The organism is Streptomyces sp. NPDC048338 (genome assembly GCF_043201055.1).
Taxonomy (GTDB): Bacteria; Actinomycetota; Actinomycetes; order Streptomycetales; family Streptomycetaceae; genus Streptomyces.
Window position 1 is genome coordinate 558,362 of sequence record NZ_JBICYQ010000002.1, and the last position, 25,872, is coordinate 584,233.

The 25,872-nt window shown below is 75.8% G+C and carries 22 protein-coding genes; 5 read left to right on the forward strand and 17 right to left on the reverse strand.

All coding sequences use genetic code 11. The features are described 5' to 3' along the window. Positions 1–24 precede the first annotated feature (24 nt). Positions 25–1,779 carry a nitrilase-related carbon-nitrogen hydrolase gene (locus ACGFZF_RS07115; RefSeq protein WP_393551642.1) on the reverse strand — a complete coding sequence of 585 codons (1,755 nt, stop codon included), beginning with the start codon at positions 1,777–1,779 and terminating at the stop codon, positions 25–27. Positions 1,780–1,884: 105 nt separating this feature from the next. Here ACGFZF_RS07115 and ACGFZF_RS07120 point away from each other — a divergent pair, with 105 nt between their 5' ends. After that, positions 1,885–2,169 (forward strand): Dabb family protein, encoded by a 285-nt coding sequence (locus tag ACGFZF_RS07120; protein ID WP_393551644.1) that lies wholly within the window; start codon positions 1,885–1,887, stop codon positions 2,167–2,169. A gap of 69 nt (positions 2,170–2,238) precedes the next feature. Here ACGFZF_RS07120 and ACGFZF_RS07125 read toward each other — a convergent pair whose 3' ends face one another. From ACGFZF_RS07125 to ACGFZF_RS07145, 5 genes are read right to left on the reverse strand one after another with little or no spacing between them, the layout of a single operon-like run. Then, entirely contained in the window at positions 2,239–3,699 is a 1,461-nt protein-coding gene (locus ACGFZF_RS07125; RefSeq protein ID WP_393551646.1) for an aldehyde dehydrogenase family protein, read from the reverse strand. Then, on the reverse strand, positions 3,696–4,889 hold the full coding sequence (locus tag ACGFZF_RS07130) for an FAD-dependent oxidoreductase (protein WP_393551648.1): 1,194 nt from the start codon (positions 4,887–4,889) through the stop codon (positions 3,696–3,698). Before ACGFZF_RS07130 ends, ACGFZF_RS07125 begins: the two co-directional genes overlap by 4 nt. Continuing rightward, the gene (locus ACGFZF_RS07135; protein ID WP_393551650.1) at positions 4,886–6,376 is read right to left on the reverse strand and encodes an aldehyde dehydrogenase family protein; all 1,491 of its coding nucleotides are present in this window, start codon (positions 6,374–6,376) and stop codon (positions 4,886–4,888) included. The genes ACGFZF_RS07130 and ACGFZF_RS07135 overlap by 4 nt, the downstream gene beginning before the upstream one ends. Next, the gene (locus ACGFZF_RS07140) at positions 6,373–7,656 is read right to left on the reverse strand and encodes an acyl-CoA dehydrogenase family protein (RefSeq protein WP_393551652.1); all 1,284 of its coding nucleotides are present in this window, start codon (positions 7,654–7,656) and stop codon (positions 6,373–6,375) included. The genes ACGFZF_RS07135 and ACGFZF_RS07140 overlap by 4 nt, the downstream gene beginning before the upstream one ends. 13 nt (positions 7,657–7,669) lie before the next feature. After that, positions 7,670–9,064 (reverse strand): flavin reductase, encoded by a 1,395-nt coding sequence (locus ACGFZF_RS07145; RefSeq protein ID WP_393551654.1) that lies wholly within the window; start codon positions 9,062–9,064, stop codon positions 7,670–7,672. Between the two features lie 108 nt (positions 9,065–9,172). Here ACGFZF_RS07145 and ACGFZF_RS07150 point away from each other — a divergent pair, with 108 nt between their 5' ends. Then, positions 9,173–9,961, forward strand: coding sequence for an IclR family transcriptional regulator (locus ACGFZF_RS07150; RefSeq protein WP_393551656.1), 789 nt, complete (start codon positions 9,173–9,175; stop codon positions 9,959–9,961). A 20-nt stretch (positions 9,962–9,981) separates the two neighbouring features. On the opposite strand, the gene ACGFZF_RS07155 is transcribed toward ACGFZF_RS07150, so the two are convergent. Beyond that, on the reverse strand, positions 9,982–10,677 hold the full coding sequence (locus ACGFZF_RS07155) for a hypothetical protein (RefSeq protein WP_393551659.1): 696 nt from the start codon (positions 10,675–10,677) through the stop codon (positions 9,982–9,984). 2 nt (positions 10,678–10,679) lie between these two features. Further along, positions 10,680–11,696: a hydroxymethylglutaryl-CoA lyase gene (locus ACGFZF_RS07160; RefSeq protein ID WP_393551661.1), complete on the reverse strand. Its 1,017-nt coding sequence runs from the start codon at positions 11,694–11,696 to the stop codon at positions 10,680–10,682. Between the two features lie 63 nt (positions 11,697–11,759). Here ACGFZF_RS07160 and ACGFZF_RS07165 point away from each other — a divergent pair, with 63 nt between their 5' ends. Both ACGFZF_RS07165 and ACGFZF_RS07170 read left to right on the forward strand, forming a co-directional pair. Then, on the forward strand, positions 11,760–12,953 hold the full coding sequence (locus ACGFZF_RS07165) for a CaiB/BaiF CoA transferase family protein (protein WP_393551663.1): 1,194 nt from the start codon (positions 11,760–11,762) through the stop codon (positions 12,951–12,953). Between the two features lies 1 nt (position 12,954). After that, positions 12,955–13,614: an isochorismatase family protein gene (locus ACGFZF_RS07170; protein ID WP_393551665.1), complete on the forward strand. Its 660-nt coding sequence runs from the start codon at positions 12,955–12,957 to the stop codon at positions 13,612–13,614. 214 nt (positions 13,615–13,828) lie between these two features. Here ACGFZF_RS07170 and ACGFZF_RS07175 read toward each other — a convergent pair whose 3' ends face one another. From ACGFZF_RS07175 to ACGFZF_RS07200, 6 genes are all read right to left on the reverse strand, one after another. Continuing rightward, positions 13,829–14,494, reverse strand: coding sequence for a neocarzinostatin apoprotein domain-containing protein (locus ACGFZF_RS07175; RefSeq protein ID WP_393551667.1), 666 nt, complete (start codon positions 14,492–14,494; stop codon positions 13,829–13,831). Next, on the reverse strand, positions 14,478–15,164 hold the full coding sequence (locus ACGFZF_RS07180) for a neocarzinostatin apoprotein domain-containing protein (RefSeq protein ID WP_393551669.1): 687 nt from the start codon (positions 15,162–15,164) through the stop codon (positions 14,478–14,480). Before ACGFZF_RS07180 ends, ACGFZF_RS07175 begins: the two co-directional genes overlap by 17 nt. After that, entirely contained in the window at positions 15,161–17,056 is a 1,896-nt protein-coding gene (locus tag ACGFZF_RS07185) for a hypothetical protein (RefSeq protein WP_393551671.1), read from the reverse strand. Before ACGFZF_RS07185 ends, ACGFZF_RS07180 begins: the two co-directional genes overlap by 4 nt. Continuing rightward, the gene (locus ACGFZF_RS07190; RefSeq protein WP_393551673.1) at positions 17,056–18,132 is read right to left on the reverse strand and encodes a hypothetical protein; all 1,077 of its coding nucleotides are present in this window, start codon (positions 18,130–18,132) and stop codon (positions 17,056–17,058) included. The genes ACGFZF_RS07185 and ACGFZF_RS07190 overlap by 1 nt, the downstream gene beginning before the upstream one ends. Beyond that, entirely contained in the window at positions 18,129–19,118 is a 990-nt protein-coding gene (locus ACGFZF_RS07195) for a DUF916 domain-containing protein (RefSeq protein ID WP_393551675.1), read from the reverse strand. The genes ACGFZF_RS07190 and ACGFZF_RS07195 overlap by 4 nt, the downstream gene beginning before the upstream one ends. A 150-nt stretch (positions 19,119–19,268) precedes the next feature. Beyond that, the gene (locus ACGFZF_RS07200) at positions 19,269–20,879 is read right to left on the reverse strand and encodes a hypothetical protein (protein WP_393551677.1); all 1,611 of its coding nucleotides are present in this window, start codon (positions 20,877–20,879) and stop codon (positions 19,269–19,271) included. Between the two features lie 319 nt (positions 20,880–21,198). On the opposite strand from ACGFZF_RS07200, the gene ACGFZF_RS07205 reads away from it, so the two are divergent. Then, a complete protein-coding gene (locus ACGFZF_RS07205) occupies positions 21,199–22,116 on the forward strand; it encodes an HpcH/HpaI aldolase/citrate lyase family protein (RefSeq protein WP_393551679.1) in 918 nt (305 codons plus the stop codon). Positions 22,117–22,180: 64 nt separating this feature from the next. Here ACGFZF_RS07205 and ACGFZF_RS07210 read toward each other — a convergent pair whose 3' ends face one another. The 3 genes from ACGFZF_RS07210 to ACGFZF_RS07220 are packed head-to-tail and all read right to left on the reverse strand — an operon-like array spanning position 22,181 to position 25,769. Then, complete coding sequence (locus tag ACGFZF_RS07210; protein ID WP_393551681.1) at positions 22,181–23,665, reverse strand: MmgE/PrpD family protein; 1,485 nt, start codon at positions 23,663–23,665, stop codon at positions 22,181–22,183. Beyond that, positions 23,662–24,519, reverse strand: coding sequence for a cyclase family protein (locus ACGFZF_RS07215; RefSeq protein WP_393551683.1), 858 nt, complete (start codon positions 24,517–24,519; stop codon positions 23,662–23,664). The genes ACGFZF_RS07210 and ACGFZF_RS07215 overlap by 4 nt, the downstream gene beginning before the upstream one ends. 41 nt (positions 24,520–24,560) lie before the next feature. Next, on the reverse strand, positions 24,561–25,769 hold the full coding sequence (locus ACGFZF_RS07220; protein WP_393551685.1) for a CaiB/BaiF CoA transferase family protein: 1,209 nt from the start codon (positions 25,767–25,769) through the stop codon (positions 24,561–24,563). Positions 25,770–25,872: the final 103 nt, after the last annotated feature.

Sequence of the window (25,872 nt, forward strand, 5' to 3'; positions counted from 1 at the left end):
GGATGGCGGGATGGCGGGCGTGGGTCATCGATCGGTCGTGCGGTGCGCGAGGGCCGCGGTCGGCCGGGGCGCCACCAGGGCGTCCGCCAGCCTCCAGGGCCGGCCGTCGACCAGGTCCGTCGCGCGCGAGACCAGCCGCCGCTCGGCCTGGCGGGGCCGTACGGGGGCGAGGGTCAGGCCGGGACCGGCCTCCGTGGTGACGGGCGTGCTGATGACGCCGTCGAAGGGCGCCTCCCGCGTGCGCCACAGGCCGAACTCCACGGGCAGGGCGTGCACGGCGCCGGCTCCGTGGCCGGCGGCCACGAGGTTGATCCGGTTCTCCGCCGCCCGCTCGGGCAGGCCGAGGGCGTACTCCCAGGGCTCGGCCGCGCCGCCGAGGCAGACGGCCGCCGTGTCGACGCCCGCCAGCGCGGCGAGGCGCAGGGTCTCGGGCTGTGCCGCGTCGTCGCCTGTGACGACCGCGATCCGGCCCCAGGGCGCGTCATGGGTGCGCAGCGCCCGCGCCTCGCCCGCGCGGGCCCAGCCGCGGTGGCGGGCGCCCTCGTGCAGCTGGTGCTGCGTCAGCACCGGTCCGTCGGGGCCGAGGAGCAGCGCGGCGTGGCCCTCGGGCAGTGGGAGCGTGCAGGCGAGATACGACGGACTTCCCGACAGCGCCTGGCGCAGGGCGCGCAGGACCGCCCGTGCGTCCTCGACGTCCGGCCGTAGCGGATCGGGCAGGACGCCTCCCGGGTACCAGAACAGCTCGGGCAGCACGATCAGCGCGGCTCCCCGCCCGGCGGCCTCGCCGACCAACCGCGCCGCGTCCTCGACGGCCGCGCGGCCGCTGCCGGCCGGCCGGACGACCGCGGTCTCGATCCGTTCGGCGCGGGTCCGGGCGAAGGCGGGGGCGGGGGCGGGCGGGGAGGCGAGGGGCCGGTAGAGGGCGGGGCGGCGCACGGCGAAGGTGTCGGTGCCGTCGGCCCTGCGCTTGTCGGCGGCCGCGGCCGGCCGGATGTCGGCCGTGACGACGGCCTCCCCGTACCGGGGCGCCTTGGCGACGACCGTGCCGTCCGGGGCGACGATCTGGCTCTCGCCCGCGCCGTCGAGGGCTTCGGCCGGCACGCCCATGGCGGCGCTGATGGCGCCGATCCGGTCCGCCGGGAGCAGCGGCCCGACCTTGTTGGCCGCGACCACCCACACCCGGTTCTCCGCGGCGCGCACCGGGATGTGCAGTGCGGCCTCGTCGAGGGCGAACGAGTTGAGGCTGTTGAGCAGCAGGTGCGCCCCGCGCAGGGCCAGACCGCGGCACACCTCGGGGACGACGCCTTCCATGCAGGAGTACAGGCCGATCGGCCCGAGGGTGGTGTGGACGACCGGGCCGGGCTCGGTGGCCGGGTCCAGGTGGTCGTTCTCGCTGCCCATCAGCACCTGCTTGTCCGCGGCCCCGGCGAGGGTGCCGTCCGGTCCGTAGAGCAGGCCGGCCGCGGTGATGCGCTCCCTCCCGGTCGGGCCGCCGCCGGAGGCCAGCGTGACGTGGACCTTGACGTACATGCCGTGCCGGGCCGCCTGTTCGGCGACCGGGCCCAGGAAGTCGTCCCCGGGCCGGCAGGCGGCGGCCAGCGCCTGGTCCCGGTCGTCGTACCAGGACAGGTGATTGCAGAACTCCGGCAGGACCACGAGAATCGCGCCCTGCTCCGCGGCGGCGTCGATCGTCCTGAGGCATCCGGCCAGATTGGCCTTCCGGTCCCGGCCCACGGCGAACTGTGCGGCCGCGACGCGGAACGTGCGCGCTTCGTCCATGGTGAACTCCATCGGTTCCTCTAGCGGAACAGCGTTTCCCGAACATACACTCGCCGCGCCCTCCTGCGACAGAGGGACGCGACATCGAGCGAAGGAGCAAGTGCCGTGCTGGTGCACATCGTTCTGATGCGTTTCACCGATTTCGCCGACGCCCCGCAGGCCGCCGAGCGCCTGCGGCGTCTGACGGACTCCGTCCCGCAGATCCACTCCCTTGACGTCGGCCTCGACATCACCGGCGCCGAGCACTCCTACGACCTGGCCCTCACCACCCGCCACACGGACCCCGCCGCGCTCGCCGCCTACCAGAACCACCCCGACCACCTGGCCCTGGCCGCCTGGCTGCGCCCCCGCCTGGCCCGTCGCGCGGTCGTGGACCACGTCGAGCGGTGACCGGTCCGGGGCCCCGCCCCGGACCCCGGGCGCCGGCCCCCGCGACCGGGCTCCGAGGACCCCGTGCCCTCAGTCCCGCGGGTACGCCCCCGGGGCCATCCCCCCGCCGCCCGGGCGGAAGGCGGACGGGGCGTGCGTCAGAACCGGCTGAACGTACTCCGCCAGTCCCTCGGCGCCGTACTCCCGACCGTGACCGCTCCGCTTGACCCCGCCGAAGGCCGCCCGCAGCGCCATCCCCGTCCGGTTGTGGGTGTTGACGAAGCGGAAGCCGGCGTCGAGCCGGGCGGCCAGGGCGAAGGCGCGGTCCTCGTCGCCGCTCCACACCGACGCCGCCAGACCGTACGGCCCGGCGTTGACCCGGGCCACCAGGTCGTCCTCGTCCTCGTAGCCCAGCACCGGCACCACGGGCCCGAACTGCTCCTCGCGGACCAGGGGAGCGTCCTCCCGCAGCCCCAGCAGCAGCACCGGCCGCACGAAATGCCCGGCGGCCGGGTCCGTCCCGGGCCGCACCACCCCCAGTGCGACGGCGGTGCCTCCGCGCGCCCGGGCATCCGCGACCAGCGCGCGCACCCGCGCCGCGGCCTCCGCCGAGATCACCGGCCCGACCGTCGTGTCGGCGGACAGCGGATCCCCGAGCCGCAGGACCCGTGCGGCCGCTGCGACGTATCGCTCCGCGAAGGTGCCCAGCCCGGCCCGCGGCACGTAGATCCGCTTGGCGGCCATGCACACCTGCCCGGCCGTCGCGAAGCTCGCCAGCACCAGCCGGTCCAGATCCGCGTCCGACAGGACCGCGTCGTCCAGCAGGACGGCCGCGTCGTTCCCGCCGAGCTCCATCGTGGTCGGCGTCAGCGCCTCGGCGGCGGCCGCGCCGAGCGCGCGGCCCGCCACCGCTCCGCCGGTGAACGACACCTTGTCCACCCCCGGATGGCCCGCCAGCAGCAGAGCCGTCCGCGCGTACCCGTGACACACCTTCAGCACGCCGGACGGGAGTTCGCCCGCCGCCCCCTGGAGGAACCCCGACACGGCCAGCGGCGCCAGCGGCGACGGCTTCACGACCACGGCGTTGCCCGCGGCGAGCGCCGGAGCCAGCTTGACCGCTGTCAGGATCACGGGGGCGTTCCACGGAGTCAGAGCGGCCACCACCCCGTACGGCCGCAGTCGCCGTTCCAGCCGGCCGCCCGCGTCGTCGACGGTGTGCCGGGACAGCAGCCGCGGCGCCCGTTCGGCGTACCAGCGGAGCACCGCGCAGGCGTAGCCCACCTCGCCGCGGCAGTCGCCCAGAGGCTTGCCCGACTCCCGCGCCAGCAGCACCGCGAGGCCCTCAGCGGCCGCCTCCAGGCCGTCGGCGATCCGCAGCAGCGCCGCCGACCGGTCAGCGACCGGCGTGCGCGCCCAGGCCGGGGCCGCGCCGGCCGCCGCCGCGACGGCGGCGTCCACCTCCGCACCGGTGTGCACCCGCAGGCTCCCCACCGGCCGGGCCGTGCACGCGGGATTCTCCACGGTGATCGTGTCGGCCTCGGGAAGGGTCACGGCGACGCCCCCGCCCCGCGCAGCGAGTCGATCATCGAGCTGCGCAGCAGGGACCGCCGCGCCGCCACCGGATCCGCCGCCGTGGCCCGCAACTCCGCGATGAGCGCGGCCCGCCGGGCCGTGTCCCGGGCGCGCAGCCGTTCCCAGTTGGCGTGCGTCTCCGCCCCCACGTACCCCAGCGCGCAGCCGCGGCGCTCCTCGGCGCGTTCCGTCAGCCGCTCGTCGGTCCCGTCACCCGTGAGGAGGTCCGCCAGCGCGCCGCCCATCAGCACGGCGTCGTGGATCCCGCTGTTCATGCCCATGCCGCCGAGCGGATTGTTCACGTGCGCGGCGTCACCGCACAGCAGCACCCGCCCGCTGCGGAAGGTGCCCGCCACCCGCTGGTGCACGCGGTAGAGACTGGCGTGCCGGACCGCAGGTCCGTCCGCGCGCCCCGTGAGCTCCCGGAGCCGGCCGGGCAGCCGGTCCAGCTCGCCGCGGTCGGGGGTGCCGCCGGGAGTGGGCAGCAGGACCCGCCAGTGGTCGGGAGTGCGCAGCAGCACCATCCACTCGTCGGGGTCCAGGACGTAGGCGATGGGCGCCAGGTCGGGCAGGACCGCCTGGAGGTCCTCGCTCAGGGAGGCGACGAGGAACCGCTCCGGATACGTCATCCCGTGGAACTCGGCGCCCACCGAGCGCCGGACGGCGGAATGCGCCCCGTCGGCTCCCACCAGCCAGGCGCCGCGCACCCGGCTTCCGTCGGCCAGCACCGCGTGGACGCCGCGCGAGCTCCGCTCCACGCCGGTCACGGTCGCCCGGAAGCGGATGTCCGTGCCGGGAAGGCGGTCGAGGGCATCGGCGAGCAGCGGTGTCAGCTTGTCCTGCTCGCACTGGAGCCGGTACGGGTACGGGGTGTCCCCGGCGAGCAGGGACAGGTCGAGCGTGGCGACGGGCCCGGTGCGCCGGTCGCGGTACTGGAAGGACCCCGCTATCAGGCCGCGCGCCAGCAGCGCCTCCAGGACGCCCAGTTCGGCCAGCATCTCCAGGGTGGGGGGATGGAAGGTGGACGCACGGGACTCCGTCGCAAGCTCCGGCCCCTGCTCCAGCACGGTCACGCGTACGCCCCGGCGGGCCAGCACCAGCGCGGCGGTCAGCCCCACCGGCCCCGCCCCGGCCACGACGACGGGCCCGGCCCCGGATCGGGCGCTCACCGGGTCGCCTCCACGCCCGTGACCCGGGCGCCGGTGAAGTGCAGCAGGCTCTCGGCGCTGCCCTCGTCGACCAGGCCGGAGGCTCCCCAGGCGGGGCGGGGCGTGTCCAGGTGCAGGCTCATCACCGAGGCGCCGTTCACCTTCACCTCCCCGGCGGCGATGCGGCCGGCCACCCGCAGGCCGTGGTCGGGGTCCGCTGCGCACACGTACCCCTCCAGGCCGTAGCCCGTGGAGTTGGCCAGGTGGAGGGCCTCCTCCTCGTGCTCGTAGGTGTGCACGGCGGCCACCGGGCCGAACAGCTCCCGGCGGGTGGCCTGCTCGGGCGCCCCGGTGACCAGCAGCGGGGCGAAGTGGTTGCCGCGGGCGGGGACTTCGGTCCATGTGCGGACGGCGGCCCCGGCCGAGGTCAGCTCCCGGACGGCCGCCGTCAGAGCGGCGCGGTGGCGGGAGTGCGCGAGCGGACCGAACCCGGTGCCGGGCGCCAGCGGTGGACCCGCCCGCAGCGCGGAGAGCTCGCGCCCGGCCGCGTCCAGGACCGCCGGCGCCAGGGCGGAGGGCACGATCAGCCGGCCCAGCGCCCGGCACCACTGGCCGTTGAGCGTCGTCAGCAACTCGGCCGCCATCCGGCCGGCGATCTCCGGATCGGCGTGCGGCAGGACGAGCAGCGGGTTGTTGCCGCCCAGTTCGAGCTGCACGGGCTTGAGGGCCATGCCGCACACGGCGCCGATCCTGCGGCCGGCCTCCGTCCCGCCGGTGAAGGAGACCACGCGCACCCGTTCGTCCGCCACGAGACGGGCTCCGGTCGAGGCGTCCCCGTGGACCAGCTGCAGGGTCGCGGGCGGCGCTCCTGCCTCCGCCAGTCCCCGGGCGGCGGCCTCGACCAGCAACTGGGTCCCGTAGGGGGCCAGTTCGGGTGCCTTGACGAGGACCGGACACCCCGCGGCGAGCGCGCTGGCCGCCTTGTGGGCGGCCATCGGCGCCGGGGCGTTGTACGGCACCACGCACAGCGCCGGTCCGAGTGCCGTACGCCGGACCAGCACCGGACGGCCGCCGCTGCCGGGGACCGTGCGCCGCAGCAGCCCGGAGCGCAGCTGGGCCGCCGCGACGAGGAAGGCGCCGGCGAGGATGACCCCGAGGCCGGCGGTCTGGGTCCGTGGCACGCCGGTGGCGAAGGCCTCGGCCGTCACGATGGGCTCCGTGGCCTCCTCGACCGCGGCGGCGGCGCTCTCCAGCGCCCGGGCCCGCTCCTCGTCCGGCAGACCGCACCAGGCGCGCGACGTGTGCAGGGCGTCCGCGGCCGCCAGCGCCGCCTCGACCCGCTCGGCGGAGCTGCCGAACGCGGGGCGGACGACCTCACCGCTGTCCGGATCCTCCAGCTCCGGGCCGAGCCGCACCGCGCAGTCCTCCCACGTGCCGTCGACGAGGTCGGCCGTGACCGGCAGCCCGGCGGGGGACAGAGGCGGAATCCTGGTCGGCGGCGGGGTCACCGGTTCTCACCCAGTGTCGCGAACAGCGCGTTCTCCTGGGCCTCGGTGGCGATCTTCGCGGCCTCCAGGCGGCCCCGCTCGGCGGGGAAGGTCATCACGAGCCCCATCGCGAGGTCCCGCAGCGTACGGCCGATGACGCCGTCCAGGCGCGCCTCGGAGGTCCCGGACGCCTTGAGGGCGCCCAGCGCGACGGCGAAGCAGGCCTCGGTGACCGCGCCCTTGCCCAGTCGCCACTGGCTGAACACCTCCGGTTTGGGTCTGATCGGCGGCTCGGAGGTCTCCAGTTCCAGCTGCCGCCGCAGCCACTGGTAGGCGGTCTCCAGGTTCTGCGTCATGTCCCCGATGAGGACCTGGTGCATCGGGGAGGACGCGATGGGCCGTCCCGTGTCGGCGAAGGTCTTCCGGGTGAGCAGGTCCAGCGTGTAGTCGTAGGCGGCCTGCGCGGCGCCCGTGTACACGGCGGCGATGGCGAGCTGGTTGCCGACGAAACTGCCCCGGCTGACCTGGAGCATGCGCGTGAAGGCGCCCGGCACGACCAGGGCGTCCGGGTCGGCGACGAAGACCCGGTCGAGCCGGATCCCGTGGTTGGCGCTGCCGCGCATGCCGAGCCCGTTCCATGGCGGCCGGGAGGTCACACCGGCGGCGTCACGCGGGACGAGGAACATGGCAAGGCCCTCGGCGGTGTCGGTCTTCTCCAGCCGTGCGGTGACGAGGTAGAGGTCGGCGACGCCGGTCGCGCAGCCGAAGGACTTCTCCCCGGAGAGGACCCAGCCGCCCTCGGCGCGCGAGGCGGTGGTGGCGATGGAGATGTTCGCGGCGGAGCTCTTGGCGGACTCGCTGGCGAAGTTGGCGAGCCAGGAGCCGGAGGCCATCGCGGTGAGGACGCGCTCGGCGAACGCGGTCACCACCGGGGTCTCCTCTTCCGTGAACAGGCCCGCGCGGATCGCCTCCAGCGGCAGGAGGCCGCGCGAGGCGCTGGTGTTGTGGAAGAAGTAGGCGAGCGCCGTGGAGGGGCAGGCCGTGCCCATGGCGTAGGTGGCCGCCGCGAGGTCCCGTAGACCGCCCCCCAGCCCCCCGTGTTCCTCGGGTACGACGAGACCGAGCAGCCCGGCGTCCCGCAGCAGCCGGGTGTGGCCTGCCGGGAAGGCGGCCTGCGCGTCGGCGTCGGCGGCTGCTTCCCGCAGGGCGGGGAGCACGGACTCGACGCGCTCGGCGCGGGACCGCTCGGCCGGCGACATGCGGTCGAGGAGGTGCGCGCCCGTGAGCTGGAGCGTGGTCATCGGCGGTGTCTCCTTACTGGGGGTCCGGGGCGGGGTGGACGGCGGCCGGGCCGGGGGAGCGGGGCGGGGCGCCGGGAGCGGCAGCCCCGGACGGCTGCGTGCGCAGGACGCGGGCCTCGGCGCGCAGGGCGCGCAGCGCCGCGCCGTCCAGAGGGGCGGCGACACCGATGCGGGAGCAGAGCAGGGCGAGTCGCTCGGTGGCCAGCGCCCCGCTGTGGTCGCCGAGGGTGGTCTCGAAGCAGCGGATCCCGCTTTTCATGCCGGTCAGGGCGTTGACCAGGCCGAGACCGTGGTGGTCGCGCAGCGCGAGGCGCAGCGGTACGGCCCCGGCTTCCGGGACCGCGTCCTGGAGGAGCCGGCGCAGGGCCAGCGGGGAGGCGCCGTCCCCGTCACCGGCCTCTTCCGCGGGCTCCTCCAGGACGATCTCCCCGCAGCCGGCGGCCGTCAGCCGCTGCACGGTCAGCAGGCAGGCCCGGGCCAGTTCCGGGCGAAGGGCGTCGCGGATCCGGGCCACCACCAGCGTGTCCGGACGGCCGGTGTCGCATACCGCCCGGACCAGCCCCGCGGCGCCCGCGCCGTCTCCGTCCGCCGGCACGGTGAACTCCACGGCGGGGGAGCCGGCCGTCGCCGCGTCGGCGGCGCCGCCGTGGTCGGCCACGTGGACCGAGGAGCAGCCGATGCTGTCGGCGCCTGCCGCGCCCGCGCCCGCGGACGTCCCCAGGCGCACCCGCACGCCCGCCAGCCGCAGTGCCCGGGCCAGCCGCGCGGCGTGCGGGGCCGTCGCGTCGGCCAGGCAGGTGTCGGCCAGGTCCACCCGGTCGGGCAGCGGGTCTGCCAACTGGCCCCAGGACCGGGAATGGAAGAGCAGGGGGGAGGTGAGGCGGGGGACACCCGCGGCCACCACCTCGCCCAGGAAGATGGTGTGGTCACCGCCGGGATACCGGTGCAGCACACGGCAGTCCACCCAGGCGGCCGAGTCCGTCAGGACGGGACTGCCCGTGGCGCCGGGGAGCCAGTCGCCCGCGCCGAAGCGGTCGGTGACACCGGGCTCCATCCCCGCGAACCTCCGCCCCAGGGCGAGGTGGTCGCGGCCCAGGACGTTGACGGCGAAGACGCCGTTGCGCGTGAGCAGCTGGTGGGAGCGGATCGTCCGGTCCAGGCAGACCAGGACGAGCGGTGGTGCGAGGCTCACACTGCTGAAGGAACTCGCCGTCATTCCGTGCCACCCGTCCGCACCGGCCGTGGTGACGATTCCCACGCCGCTGGGCCACCGGGACAGAACCTGACGGAACGTCGCCTTGTCGATGACTGCGGTCATCGAACCCCCGATTGGTCGTGTTTCCTCTAGTGGAACGCCGTTTCTCCCAAGGTAACGACGTGCTCTCGCCGCTGTCAACGAATCCGACATCCGCGAACCCGCTGTTTCCCATGGGGAAATCGACGTTATGCTGTCGGCACGTCGGGGAGAACGACGAGGGACCGTCGTTTCCCGAGCCCATCGCGCAGAAGGACAGCCGTGACCGAGGAGACGAGCAGCAGCCGGTCCGTCGCCGCAGTCGAGCGGGCCATGGACGTGCTGCTGATGTTCGGCCGCAGCGGCCGCCCCGATCTCGGGGTCACCGAGATCGCACAGGAACTCGGCATCACCAAGGCCGCGGTGCACCGCGTCCTGACGGCCCTGCGCAACCGCGACCTGATCATCGCGGACCCCGTCACCCGCCGCTACGCTCTGGGTCCGGCCGCGATCTCGCTCGGACGCGCCTATCTCGCCCGCACCGACCTGCGCGTGCTCGCCGCCCCCGAACTGCGCCGGCTCGCCGCCCAGTGCGGCGAGACCGCGACCCTCTCCATCCGCCGCGGGGACACCCGGCTCTACGTCGACCAGGTCGTCCCGGAGCAGGAACTGCGCATGGAGGTGGCCCTCGGGATCCCGCTGCCCCTGCACGCGGGCAGCTCCTCCAAGGCCTTTCTCGCCTTCCTGCCCGACGCCGAGATCGACACCTACCTCGAGCGCCACGCGCTCGACGCGATCACGGACCGGACCATCACCGACCCCGAGCGCATGCGCAAGGAGCTGTCGGCCGTCAGGCGCCGCGGCTACGCCACGTCCGTCGGGGAGCGGCAGAGCGGCTCCGCCTCGCTCGCCGCGCCCGTCTTCGGGTACGACGGCCATGTCATCGCGGTGGTGAGCCTCGCCGGTCCGCAGTCCCGCTTCAAGCCGCGCATGGCCGAGTGCGCCCCCCTGTTGATGGCCAGCACGGAGCGCCTCTCGGCCGAGTTCGGATTCCGGCCCGGGGTCGGCTGAACCCCCGGGCCCGCGCCGGATCAGAGGTCGGCGCCGGGCTTGAGCACGCCCAGCGCCGCGGCCGCGAGGACGCACGACCAGATCCCCACCACGTACGGCACACAGCCGTCGACGGCCCGCCGCAGCTCACGCTCCACCCGCTCGCCGCTCCCCGAGCGCGCCAGCTCCCCGAACGCGCCCGCGAACGGCCGTAGCGTGAGCCGGATCCCCAGCCCGCAGGCGATCGCCGTCGCGTACAGCAGCACCTTGCCGCCGAGCCATCGCGGATCGGTGTCCACCCCGAACGGCTCGGTGGTCAGCAGGGTGTAGAGGCCGACGCCCCACAGCGAGGCCGTCAGCAGCACCCGCAGCGTCCAGTCCGCCCGGCGTGTCCAGGGGTGGCGGCCGGGATGGTGGTGCTCGCGGACGGTCAGCCACAGCCAGAGCGCCGCGAACAGCCATGTCGCCCCGGCGGACCAGCCGTTCAGCAGGCGTCCCGCACCGTGCGGCTCCAGGGCCATCAGCGTGACGCCGCTCGGCAGGGTCAGCACCAGGCAGATCTTGGGGCCGAGGTCCAGCCCGCCCATGATCGACAGGGCGGTCGAGCGGGCGGCGAACGGCAGGTCCGGTCTCAGGACGTACCGGCTGGACACGTAGACGCCGAGGTCGCCGCCCAGCCAGAAGACGAACAGCAGCAGATGGAGCAGGATCCAGGTCCCGTGCGGATGCGCGCCCACGGCTACTCCACCCCCCGCGGTGCTCCGGAGACCCCGGGCGCCGCCCCGGGAAAGGGTCCCGCCCGGCCCAGCAGAGCGGGGACCGCGATCCCGAGCACCGAGCCCAGCCAGGTCCCGGCCTCGGCGGCCGCCTCCAGGTCGATGCCCGGGTCCATGCCCATCCGGCCCAGCAGGTAGACGAGGTCCTCCGTGGCGATGTTGCCGGTGGCGGCGGGGGCGAAGGGGCAGCCGCCGATGCCGCCGAGGGACGCGTCCAGCCAGGACGCGCCGGCCGCCGCGGCCGCGACCGCGTTCGCGTAGCCGGTGTTGCGCGTGTTGTGGAAGTGGCAGCGCAGGACCACACCGGGCGCCTGTTCACGGACCGCCGTGAGCAGCCGGGTGACCGCGTCGGGCGCGGCCGCGCCGATGGTGTCGGCCAGTACGAGCTCCTCGGCGCCCGACTCCGCCCCGATCCGGGCCAGTTCCACCACGGCCGCCTCCTGCGTCTCTCCCTCGAAAGGGCATCCGAAGGCCGCCGCGACGGTCAGCGAGCGCCCGATCCCGTCCGCGTGCGCGCGGGCGGCGATCGCTTCCCAGGCGGCCAGCGCCTCGCGGGTGCCGACGCCCTGGTTGCGCCGGGAGAACGTATCGCTCGCCACCACCACGTAGTTGACCTCGTCCACGCCGCTGGCGCTCGCCCGCTCCATGCCGCGGGCGTTGAGCACCAGGCCGCTGTAGCGCACCCCCTCGACGCGCTCCACCAGCGCCATCACCTCCTCCGCGCCCGCCATCTGCGGCACCCGGTCGGGGTGGACGAAGGCCACGGCCTCCACCCGGCGCGCGCCGGCCGCGACGGCCCGCGCGATCAGGTCCGCGCGCTGCACGGGGGACAGCGGTGTCGCCTCGTTCTGCAGCCCGTCCCGCGGGGCCACCTCCACCACCCCGGGCCCGCCGCGCGGCTCGGTGGAGGTGCCGCCGGGGTGCCCGGACGAGCGGACGTCCGGGGAGTCGTGCACGCGGTGGTCCAGGGAAACGTCCATGCGCGCATTCTGCCGCGTCGATTCCTCTAGCGAAACACTGTTTCCCAAATCTACACTCGCGGCATGAGTGGACCCCTCTCCGACATCCGTGTCATCGAGACCGGCACGCTGCTTGCCGGTCCCTTCTGCGGCCAGCTCCTCGGCGACCACGGTGCCGAGGTCATCAAGCTCGAGGACCCCGGGCGCGGCGACCCGATGCGCCAGTGGGGACGCGAGCGCCCCTACGGAAAGTCCCTGTGGTGGCCCGTCGTCGCCCGCAACAAGAAGTCCGTCACCTGCAACCTGCGCCGGGCGGAGGGCCAGGAGCTCGTGCGCCGCCTCGTGGCCCGGGCCGACGTCCTCGTCGAGAACTTCCGCCCGGGCACCCTGGAGCGCTGGGGCCTCGGCTTCGAGGAGCTGCGCGCCGTCAACCCCGGCCTCGTGATGGTCCGCGTCACCGGATACGGACAGGACGGCCCCTACGCGCCCCGCGCCGGCTTCGGCTCCATCGGCGAGGCCATGGGCGGCATCCGCCACATCACCGGCGAACCCGACCGGCCCCCGTCCCGTACCGGAGTCTCCCTGGGCGACGCCCTCGCCGGCACCATGGCCGCGTACGGCGCCGTCATGGCCCTGCACGCCCGGACCCGCACCGGAACCGGCCAGATCGTCGACTCCGCCCTGTACGAAGCCGTCCTCGCCTACATGGAGTCGCTGCTGCCCGAGTGGGAGGTGGGCGGCTACCAGCGCGAACGGACCGGCCCCGTCCTGCCCAACGTCGCCCCCAGCAACGTCTACCCGACCGCCGACGGAGCCGCCGTGCTCATCGCCGCCAACCAGGACACCGTCTTCCGCCGCCTCACCGAGGTCATGGACCGCACCGACCTGGCCGACGACCCGAGGTACGCCACGCACACCGCGCGCGGCGCCCACCAGAGCGAACTCGACGACCTCATCACCACGTGGACCGCCGGACACGACGCGCACACCCTGCTCGGCGCCCTGCACACCGCGGGCGTTCCCGCCGGCAAGACCTTCACCGCAGCCGACATGCTCACCGACCCGCACTTCGCCGCCCGCGAGGCCATCGTGCGCCTGCCGCACCCCGACTTCGGCGAGATCCCCATGCAGAACGTCGTCCCCAAGCTCTCCGCGACACCCGGCTCCGTCCGCTGGGCGGGCCCCGAACTCGGTGCGCACAACGAGGACGTCTACGGCGGCCTCCTCGGCCTCACCCACGAGGAGCGCGACAAGCTCACCGCGGACGGAGTGATCTGACATGCCCGGCCCACCCCTGGCAGACGACTACGAAGCCGCCGGATTCGGCCGGCGCATCGGGTGGGGCGAACACCCCGCCGTCCTCCTCGTCGACCCCGTCCAGGCCTACGCCGCCCCCGACAGCCGCCTCCACCTCGGCACCGCCGAGGCCGCCCTGCACGCCATGGCCCGCCTGGCCCGCGCCGCACGGCGCTCCCAGTTCCCCGTCCTGTTCACCGCCGTGCACTACGACGCCGAACCGGGGGCCGACGCACCTCACTTCGCCCGCAAGGTCCCGGGCCTCGAAGCCTTCCGCGCCGGCAGTCCACACGCCGCCTTCACCCCGATCTGCCCGCCGGAGCCCGGCGAGATCGTCATCCGCAAGCACTACCCGAGCGCCTTCTTCGAGACGCGGCTGCGCGACGTCCTGAACGTTCTCGGTGTGGACACCGTCGTCATCGGCGGCTTCTCCACCAGCGGTTGCGTGCGCGCCACCACCCTGGACGCCCTCCAGTACGGGCTGCGCCCCATCGTCGTCCGCGACGCCGTCGCCGACCGCGACGCCGGCCCGCACGAAGGCAACCTCTTCGACCTCGACTCCAAGTACGCCGACGTCGTCGACCTCGCCTCCGCCTGCCGCCGCCTGGGGGAGCCGCCGCACCCCCGCGCCGAGCAGGCTTGAGGGCTTGTGGCCGCTGCTCGTCGGGCGGCCCGTCGGGCGGTGGGCCCCGGGTGGCACGGCCCCCGCCCGTCCGGACGTCTGCGCCGTGCCCCTGACCGTCCCGGCGCCGGTCGAACCCGCGCCCCGCGCCCGACCGCTGCCGGGGCGGACCGGACGGGACCCGAGCGGACCCGAGTCGACCGGACCGGACCTGACCGAGCCTGACCGCCGGTCCTCAGACCTGGGCGCCGCGCCGCAGCAGGACCAGAGTGCAGCCGCCGAGCAGGAGCAGCGTGCCGCCCGTCAGCGCGGCCACGGGCAGGCCGTCGGTGGAACCGGTCCGCGGCAGCGACCCCGCGTCGCTCCCCCCGCCCGACGCCGCTGTGCCCCCGCCGCCCCCGGTGGCCTGGCCAGGGACCTGGCTGGAGGCCGAGGGCGCCGGGCCGCTCGGACCCGGGCCGCCCGCCCGCACCGTCAACGGCACCTCCACCAGCTCCTTCGTCGAGGAGATCGACACGGCGATGACGCAGTTCCCCGGCTTCGCCGTGCAATCCGCCCCGCCGGCCTTCGCCTTGACGGTGATCCGGGCGGTGGCCGCGTTGTCCGCCGCGCTGTGCCAGACCCCGGAGCCGTCGGTCTTCCCGATCACCGCGGCGTCGGGCGACGTCTCGCAGTCGGCCGGGCCGGCCGGCTTCGGCTTGCACAGTCCGATCGGCACGAAGCCCTGATCGGGGCTCAGCCCCTTCGCGGACACCGTCACCGTGTCTCCCACGGCGAGTCCGGTCGACCTGCTGACGGTCAGCGTCCCGGCGGCGGCGGCGGCCGGGCCGGCCGCCATCGCCGCCAGGACCGCCGCCGCGGCGAACGCGCCCGCGCGGCGACTTCTACGAAGCGATGTCATGGGTTCCTCCAGAACCAGCAGGGGACAGCGGTGGCCCCGCCGGAGCCGCCCCCCGGCGGCCCCGGACGAGGGAGTGGACACCGAGCAGGAGGCAGGCGCCGGCCACGCCGAGGGACAGCGCCCACATCGGGGTGGACGGCCCGCTCCAGTCGTCGACCCGCGCGGTGGCCGGGGCGGCCGCGGCGCCGGCGGGAGCGGCCCGCCCCGATCCCGACGCCTCGCCGGGGACCGTTCCGCCCACGAAGCCGACGGCGACCTGCACGCTGTTCGCGGCGATCAGCGCGGGCGGGGTACCGGACGGGAGGGGCGCGACACCGATCACGCACGGCGTCGTACGGCAGTCGATGCCGGCGAAGCGCGCGTGCACGGTGAGGGTGACCCGGGGGAGTACGCCGTCCGGGCCGATCGTGACCAGGCGGGCGCCGCCCGCCAGATCACAGTCCCTGTTGCCGGTGTAGCCCTTCTTGCACAGGCCGACCGCGACCGACGTCAGACCGGCGCGGAACCCGGTGCCCTCGACGGTGATCCGCCGGCCCTCGGTCAATCCGGTGGCGGCCGAGACCCGGACGGTGGCCGCGTCCGCGGCGGGGCCCGCCGCGCCGGCCAAGGCGAGCACCGCGGTCGCGGCCAGTGCCGTCCGGCCGGTCCGGTGCGCCAGGGAGGTCCTCACGATGTGGCCTTTCCGTTCCGTCGGAGCCGAGCTGCCCGGGTGCCGCCGGACACGGGAAGCAGAAGAGGACGCGGAGTCGGTACGGCCTGCCCCGCGGGGGCGGCGACGAGCACCGCCGTCCCCCCGTCGGCGATGCGGCGCAGGACGGCCGTGACGGCGGGATCCGCCGCGAGCGGTCCGCAGCCGGGCCCGGTCAGATCCAGGAGCAGCAACGCGGGCTGCACGATGAGGGCTTGGGCCAGCCCGAGGACGCACCGCTCGTCGGGGCCGAGCACGGCGCAGTCCTCCGTGCCCTTGGCCGCGAGGAACGGGAAGGCCGTGCGTGCGCCCGCGGTGAGTACCGCGGCCCGCTCCGGACCCAGGTGCGCGGTGGCGGCCGCGACGGCGTCCGTCACCGACGCCGCCGGATGCCCCTGCGGCAGGGCGCCCGCCCGTGCCGGGTCCGACGGATCGACGTAGGCCGACATCCGCAGATCCCATCGCCCCCGTTCCGCGACACGGGACACGTCGTGACCCCGCAGCCACCAGCTCCCCGCATCGGCCCGGCGCAGCCCGCCGAGGACGGCGAGGACCGCCCCCGCGCGGCGGCCGGGCAGCGTGTCCGTCAGATACGTGATCTCTCCCGCCTCCACCGTCAGCCCGAGCCGCCGTACGGGAGTCCCCCCGGCGGTCCTCACCCCGAGGCCGCGGACGCGGAGCGGAGCCGGTCCGGGGGAGCCGGACCTTCCGGCAGGACCGCCGGCCTCGACGCCGCCGGCGGTTCCCACCCCCCGCACCGCACCGGCGCCGTCCACGGCGGTGGCGACACCCGACGGGTCGGCGGCGGGACCGGCCGGATCGGTGGCGGCCGTGCGCCTGCCGCTGCGGATCAGGGCGAAGGCCGCCGCCACCGCGGGGGCCAGGCCGATCGCGGCCAGGGAGTCCGGGCCGCCCAGCAGCCTGCCGGACAGGACGACCGCCGTCACGGCGGCGGCCCCGCCCAGCACCCCGGCCACCGCGTGGCCGGTGTCGAGCGGGCCGCGCCGCCCGGCGCCCGCCACCGCCGCGGCCCCGCAGGTGAGGACCAGCCCCAGCGCCAGGGTGAACTGCCAGGCCCGGGCAGCGCCCGCACAGGCCGCGACCGCCGCCGTGAGCCCGGCCGCGAACAGCGCCGTACGCGCACCGGCGCCCGTCCCCGGCCGTCCGCCGGCCAAGGCGAGCCCGCACGTCATGACGGCCGCCGCCGAGGCGGCCCAGGCGAACGGCCGGGCGCCCGCGCCGCCCAGCAGCTCCCAGCGGAAGACGACCAGACTCTGACCGGCGAACAGCGTGCCGAAGACCGCCGCGCCCACCGCGGCCACCGTCCACCCGGACAGGGCGGCGTGAGCGTCGAGGCCGTCGTCCGGGGCGGCGGACCGCAGGCCGGCCGGCGCCAGCAGCAGCGCGGCGAGACCGCACCCGACAGCGCAGACGACCTGGGGCCGCTCCGCGAGCAGCACCGTGGCACCGCCCCCGGCGGCCGCCCCCGCGAAGCAGGCCGCATGCCAGGCGTACCCGGGCCAGTAGAGGGCGAGCGAGCCGCCCGCGAGGACGGCGGCCGCCACCAGCAGCCCCGCGAAGACCATGGGCGAGCCGAGCAGCGGGGCGGCCCCGGCCAGCACGCAGACGGCCGCCGCCCGGCGGGCCGCCCCCGTGGTTCCCGTCGCCCGGCCGCGGCGCCGCAGCACGTGTCCGACCGCCCCGGCCAGCAGCAGGCCCGTCAGCAGCAGATACCGGACGGCCTCGCCCGGCATCCCGACGGGCCCGCCCAGCAACGGGGCCGCGGCGAGATACGCCCCGCCGGCCAGTCCGGCGGCCGCGCCCGCCCAGACGTCCGGACGCGGACCGATGGAGTAGGGCGTGAGAGAGGCCATCACCGCTCCTCGTCCGGAAGGGACGTGCGCAAGATGCCGGCCAGCGCCCGGAGCCCGCCCGCGTCCACGAGGGCGGCCTCGCCCGCCAGCGTGCGGACCACCGCACGCGTACTGACCAGCCCCGGGCGCGCGTCGTCCGCCGCCCCGGCGGCGAGTACGCCGGCCAGCAGCTCCGCCGCGACGAACGACGGCAGCTCCACCGCGCCCGCCCTCCGCCGGGCCCGCACCACCCGGCGCCTCTCGGCGCCCCGGCGCACGGCGACCGAGACGGTGAAGACGGTCAGCAGCACGGCGACGGCGGCCAGACCCAGCAGCCCCCACGGGTAGAGGTCGGTGGTGACGGAGAACTCGGCCGACGCGTACCGGCCGCCCACCGAGTAGCGGCCGAACGCCGCCGCCGGAAGCCGTACCGGGATCCGGTACGTCCGTTCGGCGCGAGCCGGCAGTTCCGCCGTCACCGGGATGCCCACGGGCAGGTCGACGGTCGCCCCCGGCCCCCAGGCCACGATCAGCGGCGCCCGTCCCAGCGGCCGGTCGCCGGGGTTGCGCAGGGTCACCGTCAGAGTGCGGTGCGCGGGAGCGCCGAACAGCTCGCCGAACCGCGGGCCTCCGGAGAGGGTCGCCGCGACCACGTCGACCCGCACGACCGGAGCGGGCACGGTCGCCGGTGGCCCGCCGGCCGCCCCCGCCACGTGCAGCGGGGTCTGGGCCCGGGCCCCGTCCTGCGCCGCGACCGCCCGCAGGACGCAGGGGCAGGCGGCGGGCGGCGCCCCCGCGATGAGCGTCAGCCGGAAGGTGCCGTCCGCGGCGACCAGGGCGACCGCGGCGCGCAGCGTGTCGCAGTCGGCGCTGCCGCGCCGCGCACCGCCGCCGCAGATCTCGACCTGGACGGTCGCCCCCGGCCGCCAGCCCGTTCCGGAGGCCTTGACCGGGCGACCCGGTGCGGCCCGGGCCCCCTCCACCGTGACGGCCGGCCCGGTCGCGGCAGCCGCCACGACGGGACCGGCGCCGCCGACGAAGGAGAGGACCGTCACGGCCGGCAGCAGCAGGACGCTCAGCAGGCGGCGGAGTGTCATGACACCACCCCGGTCGAGGGAAGGGCGCCGCGCCGCCGCCGGATCCGGCCCAGCGCGCCGGCGAGGACGGCGAGCAGCCCGGCCACCGCGCCGACGGTGGGCCAGAACACGACGACCCGGCCGTTCTGCGCCGAGGCCGCGGGCAGCCCCGGCGCGGTGACGCGCACGGAGGCGGTGAGGTAGTCCGTGCCGGGCGCCTCCGGCCAGTCGACGGTGAGTTCGGCGCTCTGCCCCGGAAGGAGAAGGGGGAGCGTTCGGTCGGCGAAGGCGCTCCGCCGCAGCCCGAACAGGCCGCTGACGCGGGGTGAGACGGTGGGCCGCAGAGCGGCGTTGCCGGTGTTGACGACCGTGTAGGCGAGGGTGGCGCGGGCTCCGCCGAAGGGCGCCCCCGCCGGGCGGTGCCGCACCCGGACGGAGCGGACGGCGACCCCGGGGGTCAGCGGCCCCTCCACGGTCAGCTGGATCCGGACGGCGACGGCCCGCTGGATGCCCACGTCGACATCGGAGGTCCCGCCCGCCTGCTCGACGGCGTTGTTGAGGGCGACGATCCCGCCGACGTGGCTGCCGGGGGGCGCGTCGGCGGGCACACTCAGCGTGAAGGGGATGTCGGCGGCCCGGCCGGGCGGGATGACGAGGGCGTTCGTACCGAGGGCGAGCCAGCCGCCCAGCCCGGTCTGCGCCTCGCCGGCCTGCCGGTAGGCGAGGGCGCCGTCCCGCGGGGTGTTGTAGGCGTCCGAGCCGTAGACCTGGAAGGAGAGCGGGGCGTCGGACAGGTTGCTGACGCGGACCGCGTCCCTGACGATCGCGCCGGGTGCGGAGTCCATGACGAAGGCGGTCCGGTCGGCGGTCCCCGCGGGCCGCACCGCCCACGCACTGCTGCCGCCGGCGTTGCCACCGCTCCCGGCGCCGCCCGCCCCGGCCCCCGTCGCCGCGGCGGCCGGCGGCGATCCCGCCGGCAGGGACGCGAGCAGGCACGTGAGCAGCACGACGAGCAGAACGGCCGCTGCGGGGTGGGAAGTTCTGGGGACCCGCCCGGGTGGGCGGTCGCTGCGCGAAGGAGTCATGGTTCCGCTCTCGCCGGTGCCCGGCGGCGGGCACACGGGCCCGCCGCCGGCACGCTGCCGTGAGGATGGGGTTCAGGACAGGGTCAGCCGCAGCACGGCCGCGTACTCGCCGCTCTGCACGATCTCCGGGACACGCAGGTTCAGCGCCGCGCCCGCGTCGAAGTGGCCACCCGTCACCGAGGCCGGGTCGGCACTCGCCGCCTGGGTGCACAGCGCCGCCGCGGTGGTGGAACTGAGCGGCCCGGCACTGCCCGGGACGACCGCGGAGGCCGCGGCCGCGCCCGGGTGGACGGCGCACTGCGGGGTCCACGACAGCCGGGACGCGGGGATCACGGCTCCGGCGGCGTTGCGGAAGTCGGTGACCGTGCCGACCAGCGACCAGCCCTCCGTGGTGCCGCGGAAGTCCTTGACCTCCAGCGCGCGCAGACTGCCGGTGGAGGCGCCCGCGGTGCCGTCCACGGTGACCGGGGACAGGACCACTTCGCCCGGCTCCGCCGACATGGTGAGCGCGCCGCCGCTGACGACCACCTTCAGCGTCTGGTCGGAGGCGCCGCCGTTGGCGCTGCCGGACCACGGGATCTCGGCGGTGTCCCCGCCGTCCTTCTCCGTCGCCACGATCGTCACGGCCCCCACGGCCGGGACGAGGGTGGCGGTGAAGTTGCCCCGCGCGTCGACCGGCGCGGTCGGTCCCGCCCCGCCCAGCGGCCTGCCGTCCTTGTCGAGGGCGGTGACGCCGACCTCGTCGCCGGGGTCGAAACTGGCGCCGCTGACCGTGGCACTGGTCCCCGGTCCGCCTCCGCCCGGCGTGATCTGCAGGGTGCGGGTGCCCAGGACGCCGAGGACGAGGGACACCGAGGCCGTCCCCTGGGTGAGCTTCAGCCGGTGCGGCCCGGGGGCCGCACCCGCGCCGATCGTCACCGTACCGGTGAGCCTGCCGTCGGCGCCGACCCGCAGGTCGGGGGTGAGGTCGGCGCCCGAACAGCCGGTGCCGGCCAGGGAGCACAGCTCCGCCGCGCCGATCGGGGCGGCGGGATCCCAGCCGGTTCCGGTCAGGGTGACGACGTCCCCGGGACGGGCTCCGGTGGTGTCCGAGGCCGGCCGGCCGGAGATGCCGGTGACGGCCGCGGCGGCTCCGCCCGCCGCCGGGGTGACGGTCATGGTGTGCAGGGTGGGGGCGGTGCCCTGGAGGGTGCAGCCGAGGGACAGGCCGTAGCTCGGGATGTCCAGGGTCAGCTGGTCGGGAGTCAGGCTCACGGTGCCGGGCTGCGCCACGGTGAGCCTGCCGGTCAGATCGGGGATCGGGATCTCGCCCTTGGCGGGGATCGGCGGGTTCGAGGCCGGGGCGGTGAGCGTGATCGGTGCCTGCCCGGAGACGAGGATCTTGGCCGAGGGGACGACGCTGGACGCCGGCAGGGCGACGGGGCCGTTGGCCGGACCCTTGCCGGCGAGGCTGAGCGTGACGTCCACGGTCTCGCCGGCCGCCGCGGTGGCCGGGGCGGTGAGGGTGGCGGTGGTGGTGAAGAGCGAGTGGGAGGAGCTGAAGACGCAGTCGTAGGTGACGGACGCGCTGCCGGCGTGGGCGGGCGATCCTGCGAGGACCAGCGAGCCGGACGCGGCCACCACGAGCGCGGCGAGCGCGGCACCACCCCGGGTCCGGGCGGGTCTGGCGGGTCGAGGGTGCATGAGCGGTGGGTTCCTCTCGACGGAAGCGACGAGTTTCCCTGTACGGAACTTTGTTTCGCCTGGGCTCCCATACAGCCCGCCCGGCACGCGGCGTGTCAAGGGTCCGGACAGCCGCCGCGGTAAAAGCTGCGTTTCGGGACGCGCAACCATCCAGAAACGGCGAATCCCCCAGCGAAACACGACCGTTGACCGGAACACCCCGCGCTCCTAGGGTGGATCTGCCGTCCGACTCCCCTTCGCGGCACGCGCGTGGACCCTCTCCGGGTGCCGGGCGCGACCGGGCCGCCCCCCTCACCCCAGCGCATCGGAGCGCCGCGCCATGACCGCGAACCAGCCCCCCTCCGCGCCCCGCTCCTACCTCTACGTGCCGGGCGACCGCCCGGAGATGCTCGCCAAGGCGCCCGCCCGAGGCGCCGACGCCCTGATCGTCGACCTGGAGGACGCCGTTCCCGCCCACGGCAAGGACCGGGCGCTGGCCCTCGTGCACGGCTGGCTGGCCGAGACCGCCCCGGACCGGACGCCGGAGATCTGGATCCGGGTCAACCCCGGGGAGCGGGGGTGTGCGGAGAGCGCCCTGCTGGCCGGTCCCGCCGTGACCGGCTTCTGCCTCGCCAAATGTTCCGGCGCCGAAGCGGTCGCCGCCCAGGACGCCGTCCTGACGGCCGCCGAGACACGCCACGGGCTGGCCCCGGGCGGCATCGCCCTCGCACCGCTGCTGGAGACGGCCGCGGCCGTACTCGACGTCCGGCCGATCACCCAGGCACCCCGGGTACGCCATCTGCACCTCGGCGAGGCCGACCTGTGCGCCGAACTCGGCATCGCCCCGGCGGACGCACCCGACGGGCCCGGCGGGGCTCTCACCGCCATCCGCACCAGCGTCCTGCTCGCCTCGGCCGCCGCCGGACTGCTGCCACCCGTCGGCCCGGTCAGCACCGACTACACCGACCTCGACGCGCTCGCGCGCGGCACCCGGGCCCTGCGCGACCTCGGCTACCGCGCCCGGGCCTGCGTCCACCCCCGCCAACTGGCCGTCGTGCATGCCGCCTTCGCCCCTGGACCGGAGGAGGTCGCCGCCGCCCGGGCCCTGCTGGAACGCTTCGACGAGGCCGTCCGGAACGGCTCCGGCGTCATCACCGACCCCGACGGTCGCATGGTCGACGAAGCCGTGGTCCGCGCCGCCCGCCGCCTGCTGGCCACCTCGCACCGGCCGCCCGCTTCCGGGGACCACCGGCCCTGACGCTCCCCTCCCGGCGGCGCCGGGGGCGCGAACGGCTCTCCTCGTGCCGGCGGCCGCATCCCGCTCACCCGGTCCGTGTCAGAGCCAGCAGTGCTCCGACCGCGCCGCGCGGCGCCGTTCCCAGGGCCCGTACCGCCGCCACCACCGCGCCCGCCCGCGCCGGGCCCAGTACGGGCTCCGCGTTCAGCCGGAACTTGCCCGCCAGCTGCTCCCGCGACAGCGGGGCGCCGGGACCGCCCAGCGAACCGGCGACCCGCGTCTGCCTCAGCCGGCCGCCGCGCGTGCGGACCCGCAGTACCGCGCTGAAGGCGTGCGGGAACTCCGCGTCGCACGTGGCGTCGGCCACCACCTCCACCCGCTCCGCCAGCGCGAGCCGACGTGGATCGGTGAACGCCGCCGGGGAGAAGTCCGCGTGTCCGAGCCCCGGACCGGCGGCCGCGCCCCCCTCACCCGTGTCCGACAGCAGCGCCGCCGCGACCGTGTACGGGCCCGAGAACTTCGCGTGGTACGGCGTCCGGGGCCGCGTCTTCTCGGCACGCGGTTCCCCGATGGTCCGCCGGGGCGCGGCGGCCACCCCGAGCTGCGCGCTCAGCACGTCCTCGGCCCGCAGCCCCGCCCGGCGCAGCGCCAGCGCGCAGTCGATCCCGGGGTGGGTGAAGTGGTTGGAGGGGTACGGCTTGAAGACGGTCCGCGCGTACTGCCAGTTGCCGGCCGCGCCCATCGTCTCCAGGCCGGCCAGCAGCGGCCCCGCCGTCCACCGCTCGTCCAGGAACGCCGTCAGGAAGCCGAAGCGGCCCTCCAGCACGGTCGGCGGCCCGGTGATCCCGCCCGCCGCGAACTGGGCGGCGCACACCCCGGAGTGGGCCGCCCAGCCGCAGTGCAGGCGCTTGACGCTGCCGCCGGTCCGGTTCGCCTCGATCACCCCGGCGCCCATCGAGCAGGCGATGCCGATGGCGTGCGCCAACTCCGCCTCGGTCAGCCCGTACAGCAGGCCCGCGGCCACCGCGGCGCCCACGGTCCCGCAGATCGAGGTGGCGTGCAGGCCCTTCTCGAAGAACACGGAGTTGCGCAGCTCCGGGTCGTACGAGGCCGTCCCCAGGCGGCAGCACACCTCCCCGCCCGCCGCCAGCGCGGCCAGCAGCGCCGCCCCGGTGGCCCCGGTCGCCTCGGCGGCGGCGAGCGCCGCGGGCAGGACGGCGGCCGTGGGGTGCAGGACGGACGGCAGGTGGGTGTCGTCGAAGTCGAGGGCGTGCGCGAGCGTGCCGTTCACCAGCGCGGCCCGATCGGCCGGCAGCCGCGCGCCGCTGCCGACGGCGGTGGCCTCCCCGGCTCCACCGGCCGCGCGGGCCATGGCCAGCGCCGTGGCCTGCGGCGAGGGGCCGGCGGCCTCGCCGGTGTGCGGGCCGAGGGCCCCTAGGCTGTTGCCGAGGCAGTCCAGGACGCGCGCCGCCGCGTCCGCCGCGATCTCCCGCGGTGTCCCGTCGCTCCGGCAGGCCGCCGCGAAGGCCGCCAGCCGCGCCGCGTACCCCTCGGGCTCCGTGATGCTCATGCCCGGTCCTCCGTCCCGTCGTCCGGGAGCAGGGCGAGGGGGCGGACGGGGGAACCGGTGGCGCCGACCACCGGCAGCGGCGCCAGCACCAGCAGGAAGTCCGCACGCCGGCGACGCGCGGCGGCTTCGGCGAGCCCGGTGAGCCGCATCGTCTCCACGATGTGGACGCCGGCCTCCACGAGCAGGCGCCGGTGCACGGGCAGTTCGGCGTGCCCGCGGCCGGGCGCGATGTGCTCGAAGGCGATGGTCTCGCCCCCGGTCACCCGCACTCCCCGCTCCGCGATCCAGGCCCCGGCCGCCGGCCCGGGACCGGGCGCCCCGTGCTCCTGGCCGGTGAAGACCGCCGGGTCCGCCCAGTGCCGGGACCAGCCCGTCCCGATCAGGAGCGCCTCCCCCGCCCCGATGTCCACGCCCGCCGCGTCCCGGGCCTTCTCCAGGTCGGCGACGGTGATCTCGTAGCCCGCGGGCAGGACGGGCACCCCGTGCACGGCGGCGACGTCCAGGAGGACCGCCCGGCCCACGTACGGCGGGAACTCCTCGATGCCGTGCCGGGCGAACCCCTCGTGGCTCTGGACCGTGCCCGCCGGGATGCCCCCGTGCAGCAGCCCGGCCTGCGAGACGTGCGCCAGGGCGTCGACGTGCGTGCCGACGTGGCCCCCGGTGACGATGAGTTCGTTGGCCGCGGATCCGCCGTCCGCACGGACGTGGTCGCCGTGCCGGCGTTCGAGCAGCATGCGGAAGGGGGGATGGTTCGGCGACTGCGGCATGCCCCGGCGCATCGGATGGGCGAGGTCGAGCACCGGAGCGCCGGCCAGCCGTACCGGCCCGCCGCGGTACCCGTGGACGCTGTTCATGGAATCTCCGAGGGAAGGCGAGGGGGAGAAGGGGCGGGCGGTCAGATCGTGCGGTCGGCGGCGAGGCCGTCCAGTTCGCGGGGTGACAGGCCGAGTCGCTCGGCGAGGACCGTGCGGGTGTCGCGGCCGTGAGCGCGGCCGGTCCAGCGGATGGCGCCGGGTGTGGCGGAGAGCCGGAAGAGGACGTTCTGCATGCGGAGCGGCCCCAGATCCGGGTCCTCCACCGTCGTCAGCGAGTCCAGGGCCCGGTACTGAGGGTCCTCGAAGATGTCCGCGATGCCGTAGACCGGGGAGATCGCCGCCTCGACCTCCTCGAAGGCCGCGATCACCGTGTCCCGGTCGCGGGCCGCGATCCAGGAACCGACCTGGGCGTCGAGCAGGTCCGCGTGCGCCGCCCGGCCGGCACCCCCGGCGAACCAGGGTTCGGCGGTCACCTCCGGATGCCCGACGAGCTTCATGACCCGCTCGGCGACGGACTGGGCGGAGGTGCTGACGGCCACCCATGCGCCGTCCCGGGTGGGGTAGATGTTCCGAGGGGCGTTGTTCACCGACCGGTTTCCCGTCCGGGGCGGCACGGTGCCGAGCTGGTCGTAGGCCGTGGGCTGCGGGCCCAGCAGGGTCAGCAGCGGTTCGATGATCGCCAGGTCGACGACCTGGCCCGGGCCGCCGTGCACGTCGCGGTGGTACAGGGCGGTCTGCACGGCGGAGGCGGCGACCAGCGCGGTCACTCCGTCGGCGAGCCCGAAGGGCGGCAGCGTCGGAGGCCCGTCCGGTTCGCCGGTCAGCGCGGCGAAGCCGCTCATGGACTCGGCGAGGGTGCCGAAGCCGGGCCTGCGGGCGTAGGGGCCGTACTGGCCGAAGCCGGTGACGCGGGCCACGACCAGCCGCCGGTTGACGCGGTGGAGTTCTTCCGGGCCCAGCCCCCAGCGTTCGAGCGTCCCGGGCCGGAAGTTCTCGATGAGGACGTCGGACTGCGCGGCGAGCCGGAGCAGCAGCTCGGCGCCGGCGGGCCGGCTCAGGTCGAGGGTGACGGTGTGCTTGTTGCGGCCGAGCATCTTCCACCACAGCCCCTCGCCGTCCTTCGCCGGGCCGTGCGTGCGGGCCGGATCAGGGCGGACCGGGTGCTCGATCTTGATGACCTCGGCGCCGAAGTCGCCCAGCACGGTCGCGGCCAGCGGCCCGGCGAACAGGGTGGCGCAGTCCAGCACGGTGACCCCGCTCAGCGGGGCGGGGCGGGGGAGGGGGGCCATGGGACTCACCTTCACGAGGCGGGGACCGTTGTTTCTCCTTGCGAAACGCTGTTCCGAAAAGCTAGCATGACTCTCCGTCACGCAGAAGAGAAACGTCGTTTCC